We start from the raw sequence: 15,735 nt of genomic DNA on the forward strand, positions 1-15,735 counted from the left end.
AGTTGAGGTTAAGTCGAATTGCGGAACAAATGGTCCAGACCTATTGACCGCTGGTCCAGACCTTTCTATTCTCGCGGCAGCATGGGCGTGAAGGCTCAGTCATGCCCCCCATGCCCCCTGAATTCCCCCCGACATCGAGGGAGGCGCACATGCGCTTCAGACACAGAGTCGCGGCGGGTGCCGTGACCCTGCTGCTCCCCCTGGCCGGCCTCGTCGGCCTCGCCGCCCCCGCCCAGGCCGCCACGAACGTCACCGCGACCTACGTGAAGTCCCAGGACTGGGGCAGCGGCTTCGAAGGCAAGTGGACCGTCAAGAACACCGGCACCACGGCCATCAGCTCCTGGACGATCGAGTGGGACTTCCCCTCGGGCACGTCCGTCTCCTCCGCCTGGGACGCCGACGTCACCTCCTCCGGCACCCACTGGACGGCGAAGAACAAGTCGTACAACGGCTCGGTGGCCCCCGGCTCCTCCATCTCCTTCGCCTTCAACGGCGCGGGCACCGGCTCACCGGCCAACTGCAAGCTCAACGGCGACAGTTGCGACGGCACCACGGTCCCCGGCGACGCGGCGCCCTCCGCCCCCGGCAAGCCCACCGCCTCGGCCGTGACCGACACCTCGGTCAAGCTGAGCTGGTCGGCCGCCACCGACGACAAGGGCGTCAAGAACTACGACGTGCTGCGCGACGGCGCCAAGGTCGCCACCGTCACCACCACCTCGTACTCGGACACCGGCCTGAGCGCCGGTACCGACTACTCCTACAGCGTGCGCGCCCGTGACACCGCCGACCAGACCGGTCCGGCCAGCGGCTCGACGGCCGTGCGCACCACCGGCGGCGGCACCAACCCGCCGCCCGCCACCGGCGACAAGGTCAAGCTCGGCTACTTCACCGAGTGGGGCATCTACGGCCGGAACTACAACGTCAAGAACATCGTGACGTCCGGCTCCGCCTCCAAGATCACGCACATCAACTACGCCTTCGGCAACGTCACCGGCGGCAAGTGCGCGATCGGCGACTCCTACGCCGACTACGACAAGGCGTTCACCGCCGACCAGTCCGTCAGCGGTGCCGCCGACACCTGGGACCAGCCGCTGCGCGGCAACTTCAACCAGCTCCGCCAGCTCAAGGCCAAGTACCCGAACATCAAGGTGCTGTGGTCCTTCGGCGGCTGGACCTGGTCCGGCGGCTTCGGCGAGGCGGCGAAGAACCCGGCCGCGTTCGCCCAGTCCTGCTACGACCTGGTGGAGGACCCGCGCTGGGCCGATGTCTTCGACGGCATCGACATCGACTGGGAGTACCCCAACGCCTGCGGCCTGTCCTGCGACACCAGCGGCTCGGCGGCCTTCAAGAACGTGGCGTCCGCGCTGCGCTCCAAGTTCGGCGCCAACTACCTGGTCACCGCGGCCGTCACCGCGGACGGCTCCAACGGCGGCAAGATCGAGGCCGCCGACTACGCGGGCGCCGCGCAGTCGATGAACTGGTTCAACGTCATGTCGTACGACTTCTTCGGCGCCTTCGACGCCCAGGGTCCGACCGCCCCGCACTCCCCGCTCACCTCGTACAGCGGCATCCCGAAGGCGGGCTTCAACACCGCCGACGCGATGGCCAAGTTCAAGGCGGTCGGCGTCCCGGCGAACAAGCTGCTCATCGGCATCGGCTTCTACGGCCGCGGCTGGACCGGCGTCACCCAGGACGCCCCCGGCGGCACCGCCACGGGCGCCGCTCCGGGCACCTACGAGGCGGGCATCGAGGACTACAAGGTGCTCAAGGGCTCCTGCCCGGTCACCGGCACCGTCGCGGGCACCGCGTACGCCCACTGCGGCAGCAACTGGTGGTCGTACGACACCCCGTCGACCATCACGGGCAAGATGAGCTGGGCCAAGAACCAGGGCCTGGGCGGCGCGTTCTTCTGGGACTTCACCGGGGACACCAGCAACGGTGAACTGGTGACGGCCCTCAGCAACGGCCTGTCGTAGACAAGTTCGGGGGGCCTAGCCCCTAAGCGACGTTGACGCGCTGTCCGGGCGGGGCTGCTTCCAGCCACGCGAGAAATCCGGTCAGCGCGTCTTCGCTCATGGCGAGTTCGAGGCGGACGCCCTGGTGGACGCAGGCGAGGATCACCGCGTCGGACAGCAGCGCCAGCTCCTCCTCGCCCTCGGGCAGCCGGCGTCCGGCCACCTCGATGCGGGAGCGCTCCAGGACCCGGCGCGGGCGCAGGGCGTAGGAGAAGACCCGGAACCACTCGATGCGGTCGCCGTTGTAGCGGGCGACGCCGTAGCTCCAGCCCTTGCCGTTCACGTCCGACTGCTCGGCCACGTCCCAGCGCAGCGAACAGTCGAAGGTGCCGCCGGACCGCTGGATGAGCCTGCGGCGCAGGCCGAACAGGAACAGACCCACCACCACGAGCGCGACCACGATTCCGCACACAGTCAGAGCGAGGACCATCGACACCGACCTCCTCGTCTCCCAGTAGTGGAACTGCTTTCGGCTCAGGGTAATGAAACCGCAGAGCCAGGTAATGGAACCGGAAAAACACCCGGATTCACCTCAGCCGCGACCGGCACCGGAATGTTCCGGGCCGGCCGCGGCTGAATGATGGGTCACACGGCGCGGTGGATCAGCGCGCGGCGGTCGCCGCCCGCAGACGGACGTCGGCACGGCGCTGGGCGTCCGCGTCCTCCTCCGCCTTCGCACGCTCCAGCTCGCGCTCGGCGCGCTGGACGTCGATCTCCTCCGCCAGCTCGGCGATCTCGGCCAGCAGCGACAGCTTGTTGTCGGCGAACGAGATGAACCCGCCGTGCACCGCGGCGACGACGGTCCCGCCGTCGCTGGTGCGGATGGTCACCGGGCCCGACTCCAGCACACCGAGCAGCGGCTGGTGACCGGGCATGACGCCGATGTCGCCGGACGTGGTGCGCGCGACGACCAGGGTGGCCTCGCCGGACCAGACCTGGCGGTCGGCGGCGACCAGCTCGACGTGCAGCTCAGCAGCCAAGGTTGGCTCCTCGGATCACCACCCGGCGGTTGTGCCGGGTGTCGGGGTCAATTCTAGTAGGCGTGGCCGAGGGGGCGGGACGGGCCCGCCCCCTGGCCAGGAGCGCGGGTGTCAGGAGACGCCCAGCTCCTTCGCGTTCTTCTTCAGGTCCTCGATACCACCGCACATGAAGAACGCCTGCTCCGGGAAGTGGTCGTACTCACCGTCGCAGATCGCGTTGAACGCGGCGATGGTCTCGTCCACCGGGACGTCCGAACCGTCCACGCCGGTGAACTGCTTGGCGACGTGGGTGTTCTGGGACAGGAAGCGCTCCACGCGACGGGCACGGTGGACGACGAGCTTGTCCTCCTCGCCCAGCTCGTCGATACCGAGGATCGCGATGATGTCCTGGAGGTCCTTGTACTTCTGCAGGATGTTCTTGACGCGCATGGCGCAGTCGTAGTGGTCCTGCGCGATGTACCGCGGGTCCAGGATGCGGGACGTGGAGTCCAGCGGGTCCACGGCCGGGTAGATGCCCTTCTCCGAGATCGGACGGGAGAGAACCGTCGTCGCGTCGAGGTGGGCGAACGTGGTGGCCGGGGCCGGGTCGGTCAGGTCGTCCGCGGGGACGTAGATCGCCTGCATCGAGGTGATGGAGTGACCGCGGGTCGACGTGATGCGCTCCTGGAGGAGACCCATCTCGTCGGCCAGGTTCGGCTGGTAACCCACGGCGGACGGCATGCGGCCGAGCAGCGTGGAGACCTCGGAACCGGCCTGCGTGAAGCGGAAGATGTTGTCGATGAAGAACAGCACGTCCTGCTTCTGGACGTCACGGAAGTACTCGGCCATGGTGAGGCCGGCCAGCGCGACGCGCAGACGGGTGCCCGGCGGCTCGTCCATCTGACCGAAGACGAGCGCGGTCTTGTCGATGACGCCCGACTCGGTCATCTCCGCGATGAGGTCGTTGCCCTCACGCGTGCGCTCACCGACACCGGCGAACACGGAGACACCGTCGTGGTTGTTGGCGACGCGGTAGATCATCTCCTGGATGAGCACCGTCTTGCCGACACCGGCACCACCGAACAGACCGATCTTGCCGCCCTTGACGTACGGGGTCAGCAGGTCGATGACCTTGACGCCGGTCTCGAACATCTCGGTCTTCGACTCGAGCTCGTCGAAGTTCGGCGCCTTGCGGTGGATCGGCCAGCGCTCGCCGGTGTGCTTCTCGTCGACGTTCAGCACCTCACCGAGGGTGTTGAACACCTTGCCCTTGGTGAAGTCGCCGACCGGGACGGAGATGGCGTCGCCGCTGTCCGTCACGACGGACTGGCGGACCAGACCGTCGGTGGGCTGCATGGAGATGGCGCGGACCAGGCCGCCGCCCAGGTGCTGGGCGACTTCCAGGGTCAGCGTCTTCTTCTCGCCGTCGTGCGCCGGGTCGGCGACCTCGACGGTCAGAGCGTTGTAGATGTCCGGCATCGCGTCGACGGGGAACTCCACGTCGACGACCGGGCCGATGACGCGGGCGACGCGACCCGTGGCCGCCGCGGTCTCAACAGTGGTGGTCATTTATCGGTCACTCCCCGCGGTCGCGTCGGCCAGGGCGCTGGCGCCACCGACGATCTCGCTGATTTCCTGGGTGATTTCGGCCTGGCGGGCCGCGTTGGCAAGACGGGAGAGCGTGTTGATCAGCTCGCCCGCGTTGTCGGTGGCCGACTTCATCGCACGCCGCGTGGCGGCGTGCTTCGAAGCGGCCGACTGGAGCATCGCGTTGTAGATACGGCTCTCCACGTACCGCGGCAGGAGGGCGTCGAGGACGTCCTCCGCCGAGGGCTCGAAGTCGTACAGCGGGAGGATCTCACCGTCGCCGGTGTTCTCCTCCGCGACCTCGTCGAGGCTCAGCGGCAGCAGTCGCTGGGCGACCGCCGTCTGCGTCATCATCGACACGAACTCCGTGAAGACGATGTAGAGCTCGTCCACGCCGCCGTCCGCGTCGGGCGTCTCGATGGCCTCGATCAGGGGCGCCGCGACCTTCTTGGCGTCCGCGTACGTCGGCTCGTCGGTGAAGCCCGTCCACGACTCCGCGACCTTGCGCTCACGGAAGTTGTAGTGCGCGACACCGCGGCGGCCGACGATGAACGTCTCCACCTGCTTGCCCTCGCGCTCGAGGCGCTCGGTGAGCTGCTCGCCCGCCTTGATGGCGTTGGAGTTGAAGGCGCCGGCCAGACCGCGGTCGCTCGTGAGGAGCAGGACCGCGGCACGGGTCGGGTTCTCGGCCTCCGTGGTGAGCGGGTGCTTGGTGTTCGACCCGGTGGCGACCGCCTTGACCGCGCGGGTCAGCTCGTCCGCGTACGGCTTGGAGGCCGCCACCTTGCGCTGCGCCTTGACGACACGCGAGGCGGCGATCATCTCCATCGCCTTGGTGATCTTCTTGGTCGCGGTGACGGATCGGATGCGACGCTTGTAGACCCGGAGCTGGGCTCCCATGAGTCAGGTCCCTTCCTTACGTCACTTGGCGGGAGAGGCCGGGGTGTCGTCGCCGAGGAGCTTGCCGTCCGAGGTCTCGAACTGCTTCTTGAACTCCGCGATCGCGTCACCGATGGCCTGCAGGGTGTCGTCCGACATCTTGCCGCCCTCCCGGATGGAGGTCATCAGGCCCTGGTGCTTGCGGTGCAGGAACTCCAGCAAGTCCTTGTCGAAGCGGCGGACGTCGTCGACCGGCACGTCGTCCATGCGGCCCGTACCACCGGCCCAGATCGAGACGACCTGGTCCTCGGTGGACATCGGCTGGTACTGGTTCTGCTTCAGCAGCTCGGTCATGCGCTGACCGCGGTCGAGCTGGTTCTTGGAAGCCTGGTCCAGGTCGGAACCGAAGGCGGCGAACGCCTCCAGCTCACGGAACTGGGCGAGGTCCACGCGCAGTCGGCCGGAGACCTGCTTCATCGCCTTGTGCTGGGCGGAACCACCGACTCGGGAGACGGAGATACCGACGTTCAGCGCGGGACGCTGACCGGCGTTGAAGAGGTCCGACTCCAGGAAGCACTGGCCGTCGGTGATGGAGATGACGTTGGTCGGGATGAACGCCGAGACGTCGTTGGCCTTCGTCTCGACGATCGGCAGACCGGTCATCGAGCCGGCGCCCATGTCGTCGGAGAGCTTCGCGCAGCGCTCCAGCAGACGGGAGTGCAGGTAGAAGACGTCACCGGGGTACGCCTCGCGGCCCGGCGGACGGCGCAGCAGCAGGGACACGGCGCGGTAGGCGTCGGCCTGCTTCGACAGGTCGTCGAAGACGATCAGGACGTGCTTGCCCTGGTACATCCAGTGCTGACCGATGGCGGAACCGGTGTACGGCGCCAGGTACTTGAAGCCGGCCGGGTCGGACGCCGGGGCGGCGACGATGGTCGTGTACTCCAGCGCGCCGTTCTCCTCCAGCGCGCGGCGTACGCCGGCGATGGTGGAGCCCTTCTGGCCGATGGCGACGTAGATGCAGCGGACCTGCTTGTTCGGGTCGCCGGTGCGCCAGTTGTCGCGCTGGTTGATGATCGTGTCGACGGCCAGGGCGGTCTTGCCGGTCTGACGGTCACCGATGATGAGCTGGCGCTGACCACGGCCGATCGGGGTCATGGCGTCGACCGCCATGTAGCCCGTCTCCATCGGCTGGTGCACCGACTGGCGCTCCATGACCGTGGGGGCCTGCAGCTCGAGGGCGCGGCGACCGTCGGTCTCGACCTCGCCGAGGCCGTCGATCGGCTGGCCCAGCGGGTCGACGACACGGCCGAGGTAGCCGTCGCCGACGGCGACCGAGAGGACCTCTCCGGTGCGGTGCACCGGCTGGCCCTCCTCGATGCCGCTGAACTCACCGAGGACGATCGCGCCGATCTCGCGCTCCTCGAGGTTGAGGGCGAGACCGAGGGTGCCGTCCTCGAACTTCAGCAGCTCGTTGGCCATGGCCGAGGGGAGACCCTCGACCTTCGCGACGCCGTCGCCGGCGACGGTGACCGTACCGACCTCCTCGCGCGAGGCCGCGTCCGGCTTGTACGACTGGACGAAGTTCTCCAGTGCGTCCCGGATCTCCTCCGGCCGGATCGTGAGCTCCGCCATCTGGGTTCCCTGCTCTCCTTGTTGGGCCCGAAGTTTCACTTTGGGGGGATGTCTGACTCCGGACTCCCCCCTGAACGAGGTGAATCCTCTGCACGGCCCAACCAGGGCCGTAATTACGTCTTGCGTTTTGAGTTCTAGCTCGCCATACGGCGGGCGGCGTCGTCCAGCCGGTCCGCCAGGGAGCCGTTGATGACCTCGTCACCGACCTGCACCCGGATACCGCCGATCACATCGGGGTCCACGTCCAGGTTGAGGTGCATCCGGCGGCCGTAGAGCTTCGCCAGGGCGTCACCCAGGCGACGCTTCTGCGCTTCGCTCAGCGGCACCGCGGAGGTCACGGTCGCCACCAGCCGGTCCCGGCGCTCGGCGGCCAGCTTGGACAGGGACTCCAGTCCCGCTTCCAGGCTACGTCCACGCGGCTCGGTGATGAGGCGGGTGACCAGACGCTCGGTGACGGGGTTGACCCGTCCGCCCAGCAGCCGGTGCAGCAGCTCGACCTTGGCCGAGGTGCTCGCACCCCGGTCGGTGAGCGCCGCGCGCAGGGCCGGGTTCGAGGCGACGATCCGGCCGAACCGGAACAGCTCGTCCTCGACGTCGTCCAGCGTGCCCGACTTCTCCGCGACGGTGAGGTCGGCGATGTCCGCCAGCTCCTCCACCGCGTCCACCAGGTCGCGGGTCTGCGACCAGCGGGAGCGCGCCATCCCGGCCACCAGGTCGGCGGCCGGACCGCCCACCTGGCTGCCGATCAGGTGCCGCACCAGCTCGGCCTTGGCCTCGGCGGGCTGCGCCGGGTCGGTGAGGGCCCGGCGCAGGCCGGCCTCACGGTCGAGCAGCGCGGTGACGGCCGCCAGCTCGTCGGCGAGCTGCGCGGCGTCCACGGAGGTGGAGTCGGTAGCTACGTCGAGACGCTCCCGTGCGGCTGCCAGGGCCTCGCGGCTCGCTCCGTTCATCGCGTGGCCTCGGCCTTCTCGTCGAGCTCGTCGAGGAAGCGGTCGATCACGCGGCTCTGCCGGGCGTGGTCCTCGAGGGACTCACCGACGAGCTTGCCGGCCAGTTCGGTGGCGAGCTTGCCGACGTCCTGGCGGAGCGAGGCGGACGCGGCCTTGCGGTCGGCCGCGATCTGCGTGTGACCGGCCGCCACGATCTCCTCGCGCTGACGCTGGCCCTCGGCCCGCATCTCGGCAATGAGCGTGGCGCCCTGCTCCTGAGCCTCCTGGCGAAGCCGGGCGGCCTCGTGACGAGCCTCGGCGAGCTGCGCCTTGTACTGCTCGAGGACGCTCTGAGCCTCGGTCTGCGCGGCCTCGGCCTTCTCGATCCCGCCCTCGATGGCCTCGCGGCGCTCCTCCAGAACCTTGTTGATGTTCGGGAGGAGCTTCCAGGCGAGGAAGCCGAAGACGATGACAAAGGCGATCAGGCCGATGACGAGCTCTGGGATCGGCGGGATGAGGGGGTTCTCGGCCTCCTCAGCCGCAAGCTGAACCAGGGGGCTCATGTATCAGTGCCTTTCGTCTAGTGGGCTGTGATAAAGCCGAAGATCACGGGCCGTAGACGAACGGCATGACCAGACCGATCAGCGCGAGCGCCTCACAGAAGGCGAAGCCCAGGATCTGGTTGGCGCGGATGAGGCCGGCGGCCTCGGGCTGGCGGGCGAGCGCCTGGGTGCCGTTACCGAAGATGATGCCGACGCCGACGCCGGGGCCGATGGCCGCGAGGCCGTAACCGATCGAGCCGAGCGAGCCGGAAACAGCAGCAGCAAGAGTCTGGGACATGCCCGTTCTTCCTTTTCTTTACGGACCGGTGGGGGTTGGCCACCGGACGAATGAGGGATCGAGGGAGGGAACGCTCAGTGGTGCTCGGCCAGCGCGCCCTGGATGAAGCTGCAAGTAAGCAGCACGAAGACGTATGCCTGCAGAGCCTGGATGAAGAGCTCGAAGGCCGTCATCACGATGGTCATGATGAAGGACACGCCGGAGTAGGCGATACCGATGCCGTTGAGCATGTACCAGCTCGCGAGCGTGAAGAGCAGCAGCAGCGTGTGGCCGGCGAACATGTTCGCGAAGAGTCGGACGGCGTGGGTGAAGGGCCGCACGAGGAGGTTCGAGAACAGCTCGATCAGCATGGCCAGCGGCAGCACCGCGCCCAGCGACTTGTCGTAGCCCGTGAAGTTCTTGAAGGCGCCGACGAAGCCGTGTCGCTTGAAGGTCAGCGAGACCCACAGGATGTAGACGATGGCGGCCAGGCCGATCGGGTACGCGATGATCGACGTCACCGGGAACTGGGCGACCGGGATGATCGACCAGAGGTTCATCATCCACACGAAGAAGAACAGCGAGACGACCAGAGGTACGTACTTCTCGCCCTCCTTCTTACCGATCGTCTCGTAGACCACGCCGCGGCGGATGAAGTCGTAGCCGGTCTCCGCGACCATCTGGAGCTTGCCCGGGACGACCTTCGGGCGGGCGAAGGCGGCCCAGAAGAAGGCCACGATGATGATGGAACCGAGCAGCGCCAGCAGCATCGGCTTGTTGAAGTACAGGTTGCTGTCCGCGTCGCCCCAGAGCGGCTTGAACAGGAACGAGTGCAGGCCCGGAGCCGGGAAGCCGCACCCGGAGAACAGGTGACAGCTCGTGTCGAAAGCGAGCGTCTGCGTCGGCTCAGCACTCACCGCGGGCTCCTTCATCGTGGCGCATGGGTACGGCAACCTCGTTGTGTCGGCGCGGCGTACGGCCGCGGTTCGGCACGGGACTGGTGTTACGGATGTGGGGGCGGCTGGGGGGCATCTCGCCTCGCAGTGGAACAGGCGTCAGCTCGGATGCCCGCGCCCGCGATGCCGCAGTTGGCACCGGACGATAGCAGGATCTTCCCCGTGCCTTTATCCCGGCCCTACCCCTCACGACGAACGGTCCGTCTTCTGGGACTTGTCATCCTTCGACGGAGCCTCGGGATCGACGTAGAGGATCTTGGCCTTCATGTGGGCGCGCGCCTGAGCGCCGATCCACGTGAGGGTGGCCACCACCAGAACGACGGCGAAGGCGCGGGGGTTGAACAGGGTCGTGTTCTTGAACAGGCCCACGAAGATGACCAGCAGCAGGAGTTGGGCCGCGTAGAGCAGCAGGCCCATCATCTGGAAGAGCTGCGGGAACGCCCTGGCCGTGCGCTGGAGTACGTAAAGACCGATCCCCATGAAGAGGATGACGATCAGTGTGCCCACGACGGCCCCGATCGCACCCTTGCCGCCCGCGACCACACCGCTGACGACGGCGGCGATCGCGCCGACGGCAGCCGTGGGCACGGCGGCCTGGGCAAGGATCCGGACGTCATTGGACGGCATGGCGGCAACTCCGCTTTCACAAGGGGGGCAGGGTGTCGTCATGGACGAGCGTAGTCCCGGTCGGAGTACGAAAACTCTCACGCCGTCGGACCGTGGCTTCACGGCCTCCGGCTCTGTCCCGGGTTCTCGTGAACCGTATCACAAACTATTTGATGAGGTCTTTACCTGGTGGGTGCATCAGGCGTCACACATGAGAGTGACAGCGCGCGCACGTGCAGGAACCGGGGGGTCTTGTCTGGTATTAGGGGATTTTGCTCCCCCACGTTTTGGCAATGCTCTAGTCAGATTCTTACCTTGCGGCAGTCCGGTGACGAGCGTCTCGGCGATGCCACGAGCGCCCCTGGAGGAGCCTCGGCGGGCTTCTCCAGGGGCGCTTGAGTGCGACTCAGTCAGCCCTCACGGCCGGCATCGTCAGCAGGTCACGACCTTGTCGTAGCTCACCCACGGCTGCGAGGACGTGAGCAGCGCCGACTTGTTCTTCTTCACCGACTCGCAGGCCGAGTCGTAGCCGTACTTGAAGATGCCCTTGAGGTTCTTCGTGCCGGTGCAGTTGTTCGTGACCTTGTACGCCGGGTATCCGGCGTCGACGGTGGTCCTCGCGACCTTCACGCAGCTCGGCACGGCCCCCTGGGCGACCCGCACGACCTTGTCGCCCTGCGGCGCGGCCACGGCCTCCGTGGTGGCGAATCCGAGCGAACCACCGAGCGCCACGACCGCGGCGCCCACTGCTGCGAACTTACGCATCGTCTACCTCCATTCACGAGCGAATGGGGCGGCGCCAGCCTGGTCATGACCGGCGCCTCAATCCCCCCTGACGCGCCCATTTCTAGCAACGGGAGGAACAGTGGCACCAGTAGTCACTTACGCCTCATCCGTGCCTTTACGTCTCAAAATCCACTTGCCTGCCGAAACGGCACACAGGTGCGGACGCGAAGATCAGCAACATGCCTGGTGAGGGAGGTTCCATGCCGTGGGGTCCGAAAAGTCGCCGGGCTGACCGCCGTCCACGTTCGTCTCAAAATCGAACAGACTCGTACGTGCCCGCCTGCGACCGCCGGCCTCGTCAGCCGTAGCTCTTGTCCTTCTGCCGGCCGGCGAGCCTCGGACGGTGGCCGATCGCCGTGGCCCCGTTGGCGCCCGCTACGGCCGCCGCGGAGGCCGGCTCAGCGAGGCTCGTGGCGTCCTCGGAGCTCTCGGCGTCCTCCTCCGAGGGCTTCTCCGGCGACTTCGCGGCGGAGTCCGCCGAGGGCTCCTGCGCCGGCTCCTCGTACCTTCGGTAGCGGGGCGGTACGAAGCGCTCCGCCCAGCGTGGGGCGTGCGGGGTGAAGCGCGGCAGGAGCAGCATGACCAGGCCGATGGCGCTGAGGAAGACGACCCCGAGGACGATCCACATCGACGCCGAGTTCACCGAGTACGCCAGCACGCCGAAGCCGATCAGCGCGGACCAGAAGTACATGATCAGCACCGCTCGGCTGTGCGAGTGCCCGATCTCCAGCAGCCGGTGGTGCAGATGCCCGCGGTCCGCCGCGAACGGCGACTGGCCGCGCCAGGTGCGCCGCACGATGGCCAGCACGAGGTCGGCGGCCGGGATGGCGATGATGGTCAGCGGCAGCAGCAGCGGGATGTAGGCGGGCACCATCTGGTGCACGGTGCTGCGCTCGGAACCGGAGAACAGGTTCAGCCGGTCCGGGTCGATCTGGCCGGTGACGGAGATGGCGCTGCCGGCCAGCACCAGGCCGATGAGCATCGAACCCGAGTCGCCCATGAAGATGCGCGCCGGATGCATGTTGTGCGGCAGGAAGCCCAGACACATGCCCATCAGGATCGCCGCGAACAGCGTCGCGGGCGCGGCCGCCTCGATGCCGTAGCCGTACCAGATGCGGTAGGCGTACATGAAGAACGCGGCGGTGGCGATGCACACCATGCCGGCGGCGAGACCGTCGAGGCCGTCGACGAAGTTGACGGCGTTGATGGTGATGACGACCAGGGCGACGGTGAGCAGGGTGCCCTGCCACTGGGTGACGGCGACCAGGCCGACACCGGGGATCGGCAGCCACAGGATCGTCAGACCCTGCACCACCATCACACCGGCGGCGATCATCTGCCCGCCCAGCTTGATCAGGGCGTCGATCTCGAACTTGTCGTCCAGCACGCCGATCAGCCAGATCAGCGCGGCCCCGGACAGCAGGGCGCGGGGCTCGTTGGAGTTGAGGAAGACCTCGTTGAGGTTCTCCAGGTGGTCCGCGACGAGCAGGCCCGCGCACAGTCCGAAGAACATGGCGATACCGCCGAGCCGCGGAGTGGGCTCCCGGTGCACGTCCCGTGCCCGGATCTCCGGCATCGCTCCCGCCACGATCGCGAACTTACGTACCGGCCCTGTCAGCAGGTAGGTAACCGCGGCCGTGATGCAGAGCGTCAGGAGGTATTCACGCACGGGCATCCCCACAGATCTCGCTGGCCATCACAGCCCCACACCCTAGCGAGGGACGGGTGATGGTGAGGACTTCCGGGTGGCGGCGATGGTTGCGGCCGGGACGTCGTGTCCCCGTTTGCCACCACCGGCTCACTCCGGGTAGGGCGGGAAATCGGCGGTCAGCGCGCGCACCTCGGCCCGTGCCCCGGCCGGGTCCCGCCCGCCGCCGGCCACCCCGACCAGCAGTGCGGCGATCCGGGCCATGGCCGGCTCCCCCATGCCCTGGGTGGTCACGGCGGCCGTGCCGAGCCTGAGCGCCCGGCCGCCGGTGTGCGCAAGCGCACAGCAGTCCAGCACCAGACCCGCCGCCGCGAGCCGGCCGCGCGCGGTCCGGCCGTCGATGCCGAGGGGGGCGGGGTCGGCGACGATGAGATGGGTGTCGGTGCCGCCGGTGGCGATCGTGAACCCCGCCGCGGCCAGGTGCTCGGCGAGCACGCGCGCGTTGGCGACCGTCTGGTGGGCGTAGGCGGCGAACGCCGGGGTGGCCGCCTCACCCAGCGCGACGGCCTTGGCGGCGATGCTGTTCATCTGGGCGCCGCCCTGGGTGAAGGGGAAGACGGCGCGGTCGACCCGCCGCGCCAGTCCGGCGCCGCACAGGATCATCCCGCCGCGCGGCCCGCGCAGCGTCTTGTGCGTGGTGGCGCACACCAGGTCGGCGTACGGCAGCGGGCTGGGCGCCGCTCCCCCGGCGACCAGCCCGGCCGAGTGCGCGAGGGTCACGATCAGATGGGCCCCCACCTCGTCGGCGACCTCGCGGAAGAAGGCGTAGTCGATGTGGCGCGGGTAGGCGATGGAACCGCACACGATGGCCTTGGGCCGGTGCTCGCGGGCCAGCCGGCGCACCTCGTCGTGGTCGATGAGCCCGGTGTCCGGGTCGAGGCCATAGCCGACGAAGTCGAACCAGCGGCCGGAGAAGTTCGCGGGCGAGCCGTGGGTGAGGTGGCCGCCGTGGTCCAGGCCGAGGGCGAGGACGGTGTCGCCGGGGCGCAGTACGGCCGCGTAGGCGGCCAGCACGGCCGAGGAGCCGGTGTGGGGCTGGACGTTGGCGTGCTCGGCGCCGAAGACGGCCTTGGCGCGCTCGACGGCGATGCGTTCGGCGGTGTCGGCCAGCGCGCAGCCGCCGTGGTGGCGGGCGCCGGGGTAGCCCTCGGCGTACTTGTTCGCCAGTGCCGAGCCGAGGGTGGCGAGCACGGCGGGCGAGGCGAAGTTCTCCGCCGCGGTGAGCTGGAGGGTCGTCGACTGCCGGTCCAGCTCGCCGCGCAGGATCTCGGCCAGCTCGGGGTCCTGCCGACTCAGGGCGTCCGTGTCCAGCACGGGTGTGACCGACATGACGGGCTCCGGACGCTCGACGGCGACGTGGGGCGATGCCCCAGGTCTCCAATGTAGGCCGAGGAGCGGGCGGGCGCTCGGCCGCCGGGCCCGTCCCCGCGCCGGAGCCCGGCGCGCGTCACATGCGGGCGGGCACGCCCGTCAGCGCGGTGACGACCGGGTCGAGGGCGTCGCGTATCTCGTCGCCGATGGACCGGAAGAAGGGCAGCGGGGCCCCGTAGGGGTCGTACACCTCGTCCGCCTCGGCGGTGGGGGCGAGCAGCCAGCCGCGCAGTGCGGCGGCCGCGCGGACCAGGGCGCGGGCGCGCAGCACCACACCGTCCTCCAGGGGCGGCAGGGTGGCCGGGTCTATCGCGCGGACCAGGCGGGTGAACTCCTTCAGCGTGAAGGTGCGCAGGCCCGCCGAGTGGCCCATGGAGATGACCTGGGCGCGGTGGTCGCGGGTGGCGGTCAGCACCAGGTCGGCCATGATGACGTGCTCGTCCAGCAGCTCCCGGCCGGTGAACCCGGCCGCGTCCGCGCCGAACTCGGCGAGCACGGTCTCCGCGTTCTCCTCCATCCGGGCGCCCTCGTGGCCCCAGGTGCCGGCGCTCTCCACGATCAGGCCGCCGCCGAGCACGCCGAGCCGCTCCGCCACGAAATGCCGGGTCAGCCGCTCGGTGATGGGTGAGCGGCAGACGTTGCCGGTGCTGACGTGGAGGATGCGGAAGGTGTCGCGCGGGAACCCGAACGTCGTGGTCTGCTCCGCCGGGCGTTCCGCGCCGCCTATGCCGCGCATGGGGTGACCCCCTGCCCGGAGCGCTCGGGCGGGACGTACCGCTGGGGGGCCGTCAATTCGCCACCTCGAGGTCGGGTACGACCTTGCGCAGCTCCTCCGGGGAGATCGCGCCCTGGCGCAGCAGCACGGGCACCGGGCCGGAGACGTCCACGATGGACGAGGGCACGTTGCCGGGGGTGGGGCCGCCGTCGAGGTAGACGGAGACGGAGTCGCCGAGCATGCGCTGGGCGGCGTCGCAGTTCTCGGGCGCGGGGTGGCCGGTGAGGTTGCCGGAGGAGACGGCCATGGGGCCGACCTCGGTGAGCAGCTCGATGGCGACCGGGTGCAGCGGCATGCGCACCGCGACCGTGCCGCGGGTGTCGCCGAGGTCCCACTGGAGGGACGGCTGGTGCCGGGCGACCAGGGTGAGCGCGCCGGGCCAGAAGGCGTCGACGAGCTCCCAGGCCAGCTCGGAGAAGTCCGTGACGAGGCCGTGCAGGGTGTTCGGGGAGCCGATGAGCACGGGGGTGGGCATGTTGCGGCCCCGGCCCTTGGCGGCGAGCAGGTCGGCGACGGCTTCCGAGGAGAACGCGTCGGCGCCGATGCCGTAGACCGTGTCGGTCGGCAGCACCACCAGTTCGCCCCGGCGCACGGCGGCGGCCGCCTCGCGCAGGCCCGTCACGCGGTCGGTGGCGTCATTGGTGTCGTATCGCCGTGCCATGTCTAGCGGGCCTCCTCGTACACGTAACTGCGGGGGTGGTTCTGGGCGG

Annotated in this window: 16 protein-coding genes; 1 reads left to right on the top strand and 15 read right to left on the bottom strand. The window is 68.8% G+C overall.

Features of this window, described 5'->3' with window-relative positions; translation table 11 throughout:
• The first annotated feature begins 149 nt into the window (after positions 1–149).
• Positions 150–1,976: a glycoside hydrolase family 18 chitinase gene (locus HEK131_RS24825; protein WP_244337085.1), complete on the top strand. Its 1,827-nt coding sequence runs from the start codon at positions 150–152 to the stop codon at positions 1,974–1,976.
• A 22-nt stretch (positions 1,977–1,998) separates the two neighbouring features.
• Here the strand turns inward: HEK131_RS24825 and HEK131_RS24830 are convergent, their stop codons facing one another.
• The 15 genes from HEK131_RS24830 to HEK131_RS24900 form a co-directional block, all read right to left on the bottom strand.
• Positions 1,999–2,445 carry a DUF2550 domain-containing protein gene (locus HEK131_RS24830; protein ID WP_217461612.1) on the bottom strand — a complete coding sequence of 149 codons (447 nt, stop codon included), beginning with the start codon at positions 2,443–2,445 and terminating at the stop codon, positions 1,999–2,001.
• Between the two features lie 172 nt (positions 2,446–2,617).
• Positions 2,618–2,995, bottom strand: a complete 378-nt coding sequence (locus tag HEK131_RS24835; protein WP_161145745.1) for a F0F1 ATP synthase subunit epsilon — start codon at positions 2,993–2,995, stop codon at positions 2,618–2,620.
• Between the two features lie 111 nt (positions 2,996–3,106).
• Positions 3,107–4,543 (bottom strand): F0F1 ATP synthase subunit beta, encoded by a 1,437-nt coding sequence (gene atpD / locus HEK131_RS24840; protein ID WP_217461613.1) that lies wholly within the window; start codon positions 4,541–4,543, stop codon positions 3,107–3,109.
• Complete coding sequence (locus tag HEK131_RS24845) at positions 4,544–5,461, bottom strand: F0F1 ATP synthase subunit gamma (RefSeq protein WP_244337086.1); 918 nt, start codon at positions 5,459–5,461, stop codon at positions 4,544–4,546. It abuts the gene before it with no gap.
• A gap of 21 nt (positions 5,462–5,482) precedes the next feature.
• Entirely contained in the window at positions 5,483–7,075 is a 1,593-nt protein-coding gene (gene atpA, locus HEK131_RS24850; RefSeq protein ID WP_217461615.1) for a F0F1 ATP synthase subunit alpha, read from the bottom strand.
• Between the two features lie 134 nt (positions 7,076–7,209).
• Entirely contained in the window at positions 7,210–8,025 is an 816-nt protein-coding gene (locus HEK131_RS24855) for a F0F1 ATP synthase subunit delta (RefSeq protein ID WP_217461616.1), read from the bottom strand.
• Positions 8,022–8,567 carry a F0F1 ATP synthase subunit B gene (locus HEK131_RS24860; RefSeq protein WP_217461617.1) on the bottom strand — a complete coding sequence of 182 codons (546 nt, stop codon included), beginning with the start codon at positions 8,565–8,567 and terminating at the stop codon, positions 8,022–8,024. The genes HEK131_RS24855 and HEK131_RS24860 overlap by 4 nt, the downstream gene beginning before the upstream one ends.
• 43 nt (positions 8,568–8,610) lie before the next feature.
• Positions 8,611–8,844, bottom strand: coding sequence for an ATP synthase F0 subunit C (gene atpE, locus HEK131_RS24865; RefSeq protein ID WP_244337087.1), 234 nt, complete (start codon positions 8,842–8,844; stop codon positions 8,611–8,613).
• Between the two features lie 74 nt (positions 8,845–8,918).
• A complete protein-coding gene (atpB, locus tag HEK131_RS24870) occupies positions 8,919–9,755 on the bottom strand; it encodes a F0F1 ATP synthase subunit A (RefSeq protein WP_244337088.1) in 837 nt (278 codons plus the stop codon).
• 210 nt (positions 9,756–9,965) lie between these two features.
• The gene (locus HEK131_RS24875; protein ID WP_244337089.1) at positions 9,966–10,406 is read right to left on the bottom strand and encodes a hypothetical protein; all 441 of its coding nucleotides are present in this window, start codon (positions 10,404–10,406) and stop codon (positions 9,966–9,968) included.
• A 411-nt stretch (positions 10,407–10,817) separates the two neighbouring features.
• The gene (locus HEK131_RS24880) at positions 10,818–11,150 is read right to left on the bottom strand and encodes a hypothetical protein (RefSeq protein WP_244337090.1); all 333 of its coding nucleotides are present in this window, start codon (positions 11,148–11,150) and stop codon (positions 10,818–10,820) included.
• A gap of 319 nt (positions 11,151–11,469) precedes the next feature.
• Positions 11,470–12,840 (bottom strand): MraY family glycosyltransferase, encoded by a 1,371-nt coding sequence (locus HEK131_RS24885; RefSeq protein ID WP_244337091.1) that lies wholly within the window; start codon positions 12,838–12,840, stop codon positions 11,470–11,472.
• A gap of 129 nt (positions 12,841–12,969) precedes the next feature.
• Complete coding sequence (glyA, locus tag HEK131_RS24890) at positions 12,970–14,208, bottom strand: serine hydroxymethyltransferase (RefSeq protein WP_217461622.1); 1,239 nt, start codon at positions 14,206–14,208, stop codon at positions 12,970–12,972.
• Between the two features lie 118 nt (positions 14,209–14,326).
• On the bottom strand, positions 14,327–14,986 hold the full coding sequence (locus HEK131_RS24895) for a protein-tyrosine-phosphatase (protein WP_161145755.1): 660 nt from the start codon (positions 14,984–14,986) through the stop codon (positions 14,327–14,329).
• A gap of 52 nt (positions 14,987–15,038) precedes the next feature.
• On the bottom strand, positions 15,039–15,686 hold the full coding sequence (locus tag HEK131_RS24900; protein ID WP_161145756.1) for an L-threonylcarbamoyladenylate synthase: 648 nt from the start codon (positions 15,684–15,686) through the stop codon (positions 15,039–15,041).
• Positions 15,687–15,735: the final 49 nt, after the last annotated feature.

This window comes from Streptomyces seoulensis (assembly GCF_022846655.1).
GTDB lineage: Bacteria > Actinomycetota > Actinomycetes > Streptomycetales > Streptomycetaceae > Streptomyces.

Bases quoted from the DNA above. Each gene is read 5' to 3' on its own strand.
- glyA (WP_217461622.1), bottom strand. From the start codon at position 14,208: ATGTCGGTCACACCCGTGCTGGACACGGACGCCCTGAGTCGGCAGGAC.
- HEK131_RS24845 (WP_244337086.1), bottom strand. From the start codon at position 5,461: ATGGGAGCCCAGCTCCGGGTCTACAAGCGTCGCATCCGATCCGTCACC.
- HEK131_RS24875 (WP_244337089.1), bottom strand. From the start codon at position 10,406: ATGCCGTCCAATGACGTCCGGATCCTTGCCCAGGCCGCCGTGCCCACG.
- HEK131_RS24825 (WP_244337085.1), top strand. From the start codon at position 150: ATGCGCTTCAGACACAGAGTCGCGGCGGGTGCCGTGACCCTGCTGCTC.
- HEK131_RS24855 (WP_217461616.1), bottom strand. From the start codon at position 8,025: ATGAACGGAGCGAGCCGCGAGGCCCTGGCAGCCGCACGGGAGCGTCTC.
- atpE (WP_244337087.1), bottom strand. From the start codon at position 8,844: ATGTCCCAGACTCTTGCTGCTGCTGTTTCCGGCTCGCTCGGCTCGATC.
- HEK131_RS24880 (WP_244337090.1), bottom strand. From the start codon at position 11,150: ATGCGTAAGTTCGCAGCAGTGGGCGCCGCGGTCGTGGCGCTCGGTGGT.
- atpB (WP_244337088.1), bottom strand. From the start codon at position 9,755: ATGAAGGAGCCCGCGGTGAGTGCTGAGCCGACGCAGACGCTCGCTTTC.
- HEK131_RS24830 (WP_217461612.1), bottom strand. From the start codon at position 2,445: ATGGTCCTCGCTCTGACTGTGTGCGGAATCGTGGTCGCGCTCGTGGTG.
- HEK131_RS24900 (WP_161145756.1), bottom strand. From the start codon at position 15,686: ATGGCACGGCGATACGACACCAATGACGCCACCGACCGCGTGACGGGC.
- HEK131_RS24860 (WP_217461617.1), bottom strand. From the start codon at position 8,567: ATGAGCCCCCTGGTTCAGCTTGCGGCTGAGGAGGCCGAGAACCCCCTC.
- HEK131_RS24895 (WP_161145755.1), bottom strand. From the start codon at position 14,986: ATGCGCGGCATAGGCGGCGCGGAACGCCCGGCGGAGCAGACCACGACG.
- atpD (WP_217461613.1), bottom strand. From the start codon at position 4,543: ATGACCACCACTGTTGAGACCGCGGCGGCCACGGGTCGCGTCGCCCGC.
- atpA (WP_217461615.1), bottom strand. From the start codon at position 7,075: ATGGCGGAGCTCACGATCCGGCCGGAGGAGATCCGGGACGCACTGGAG.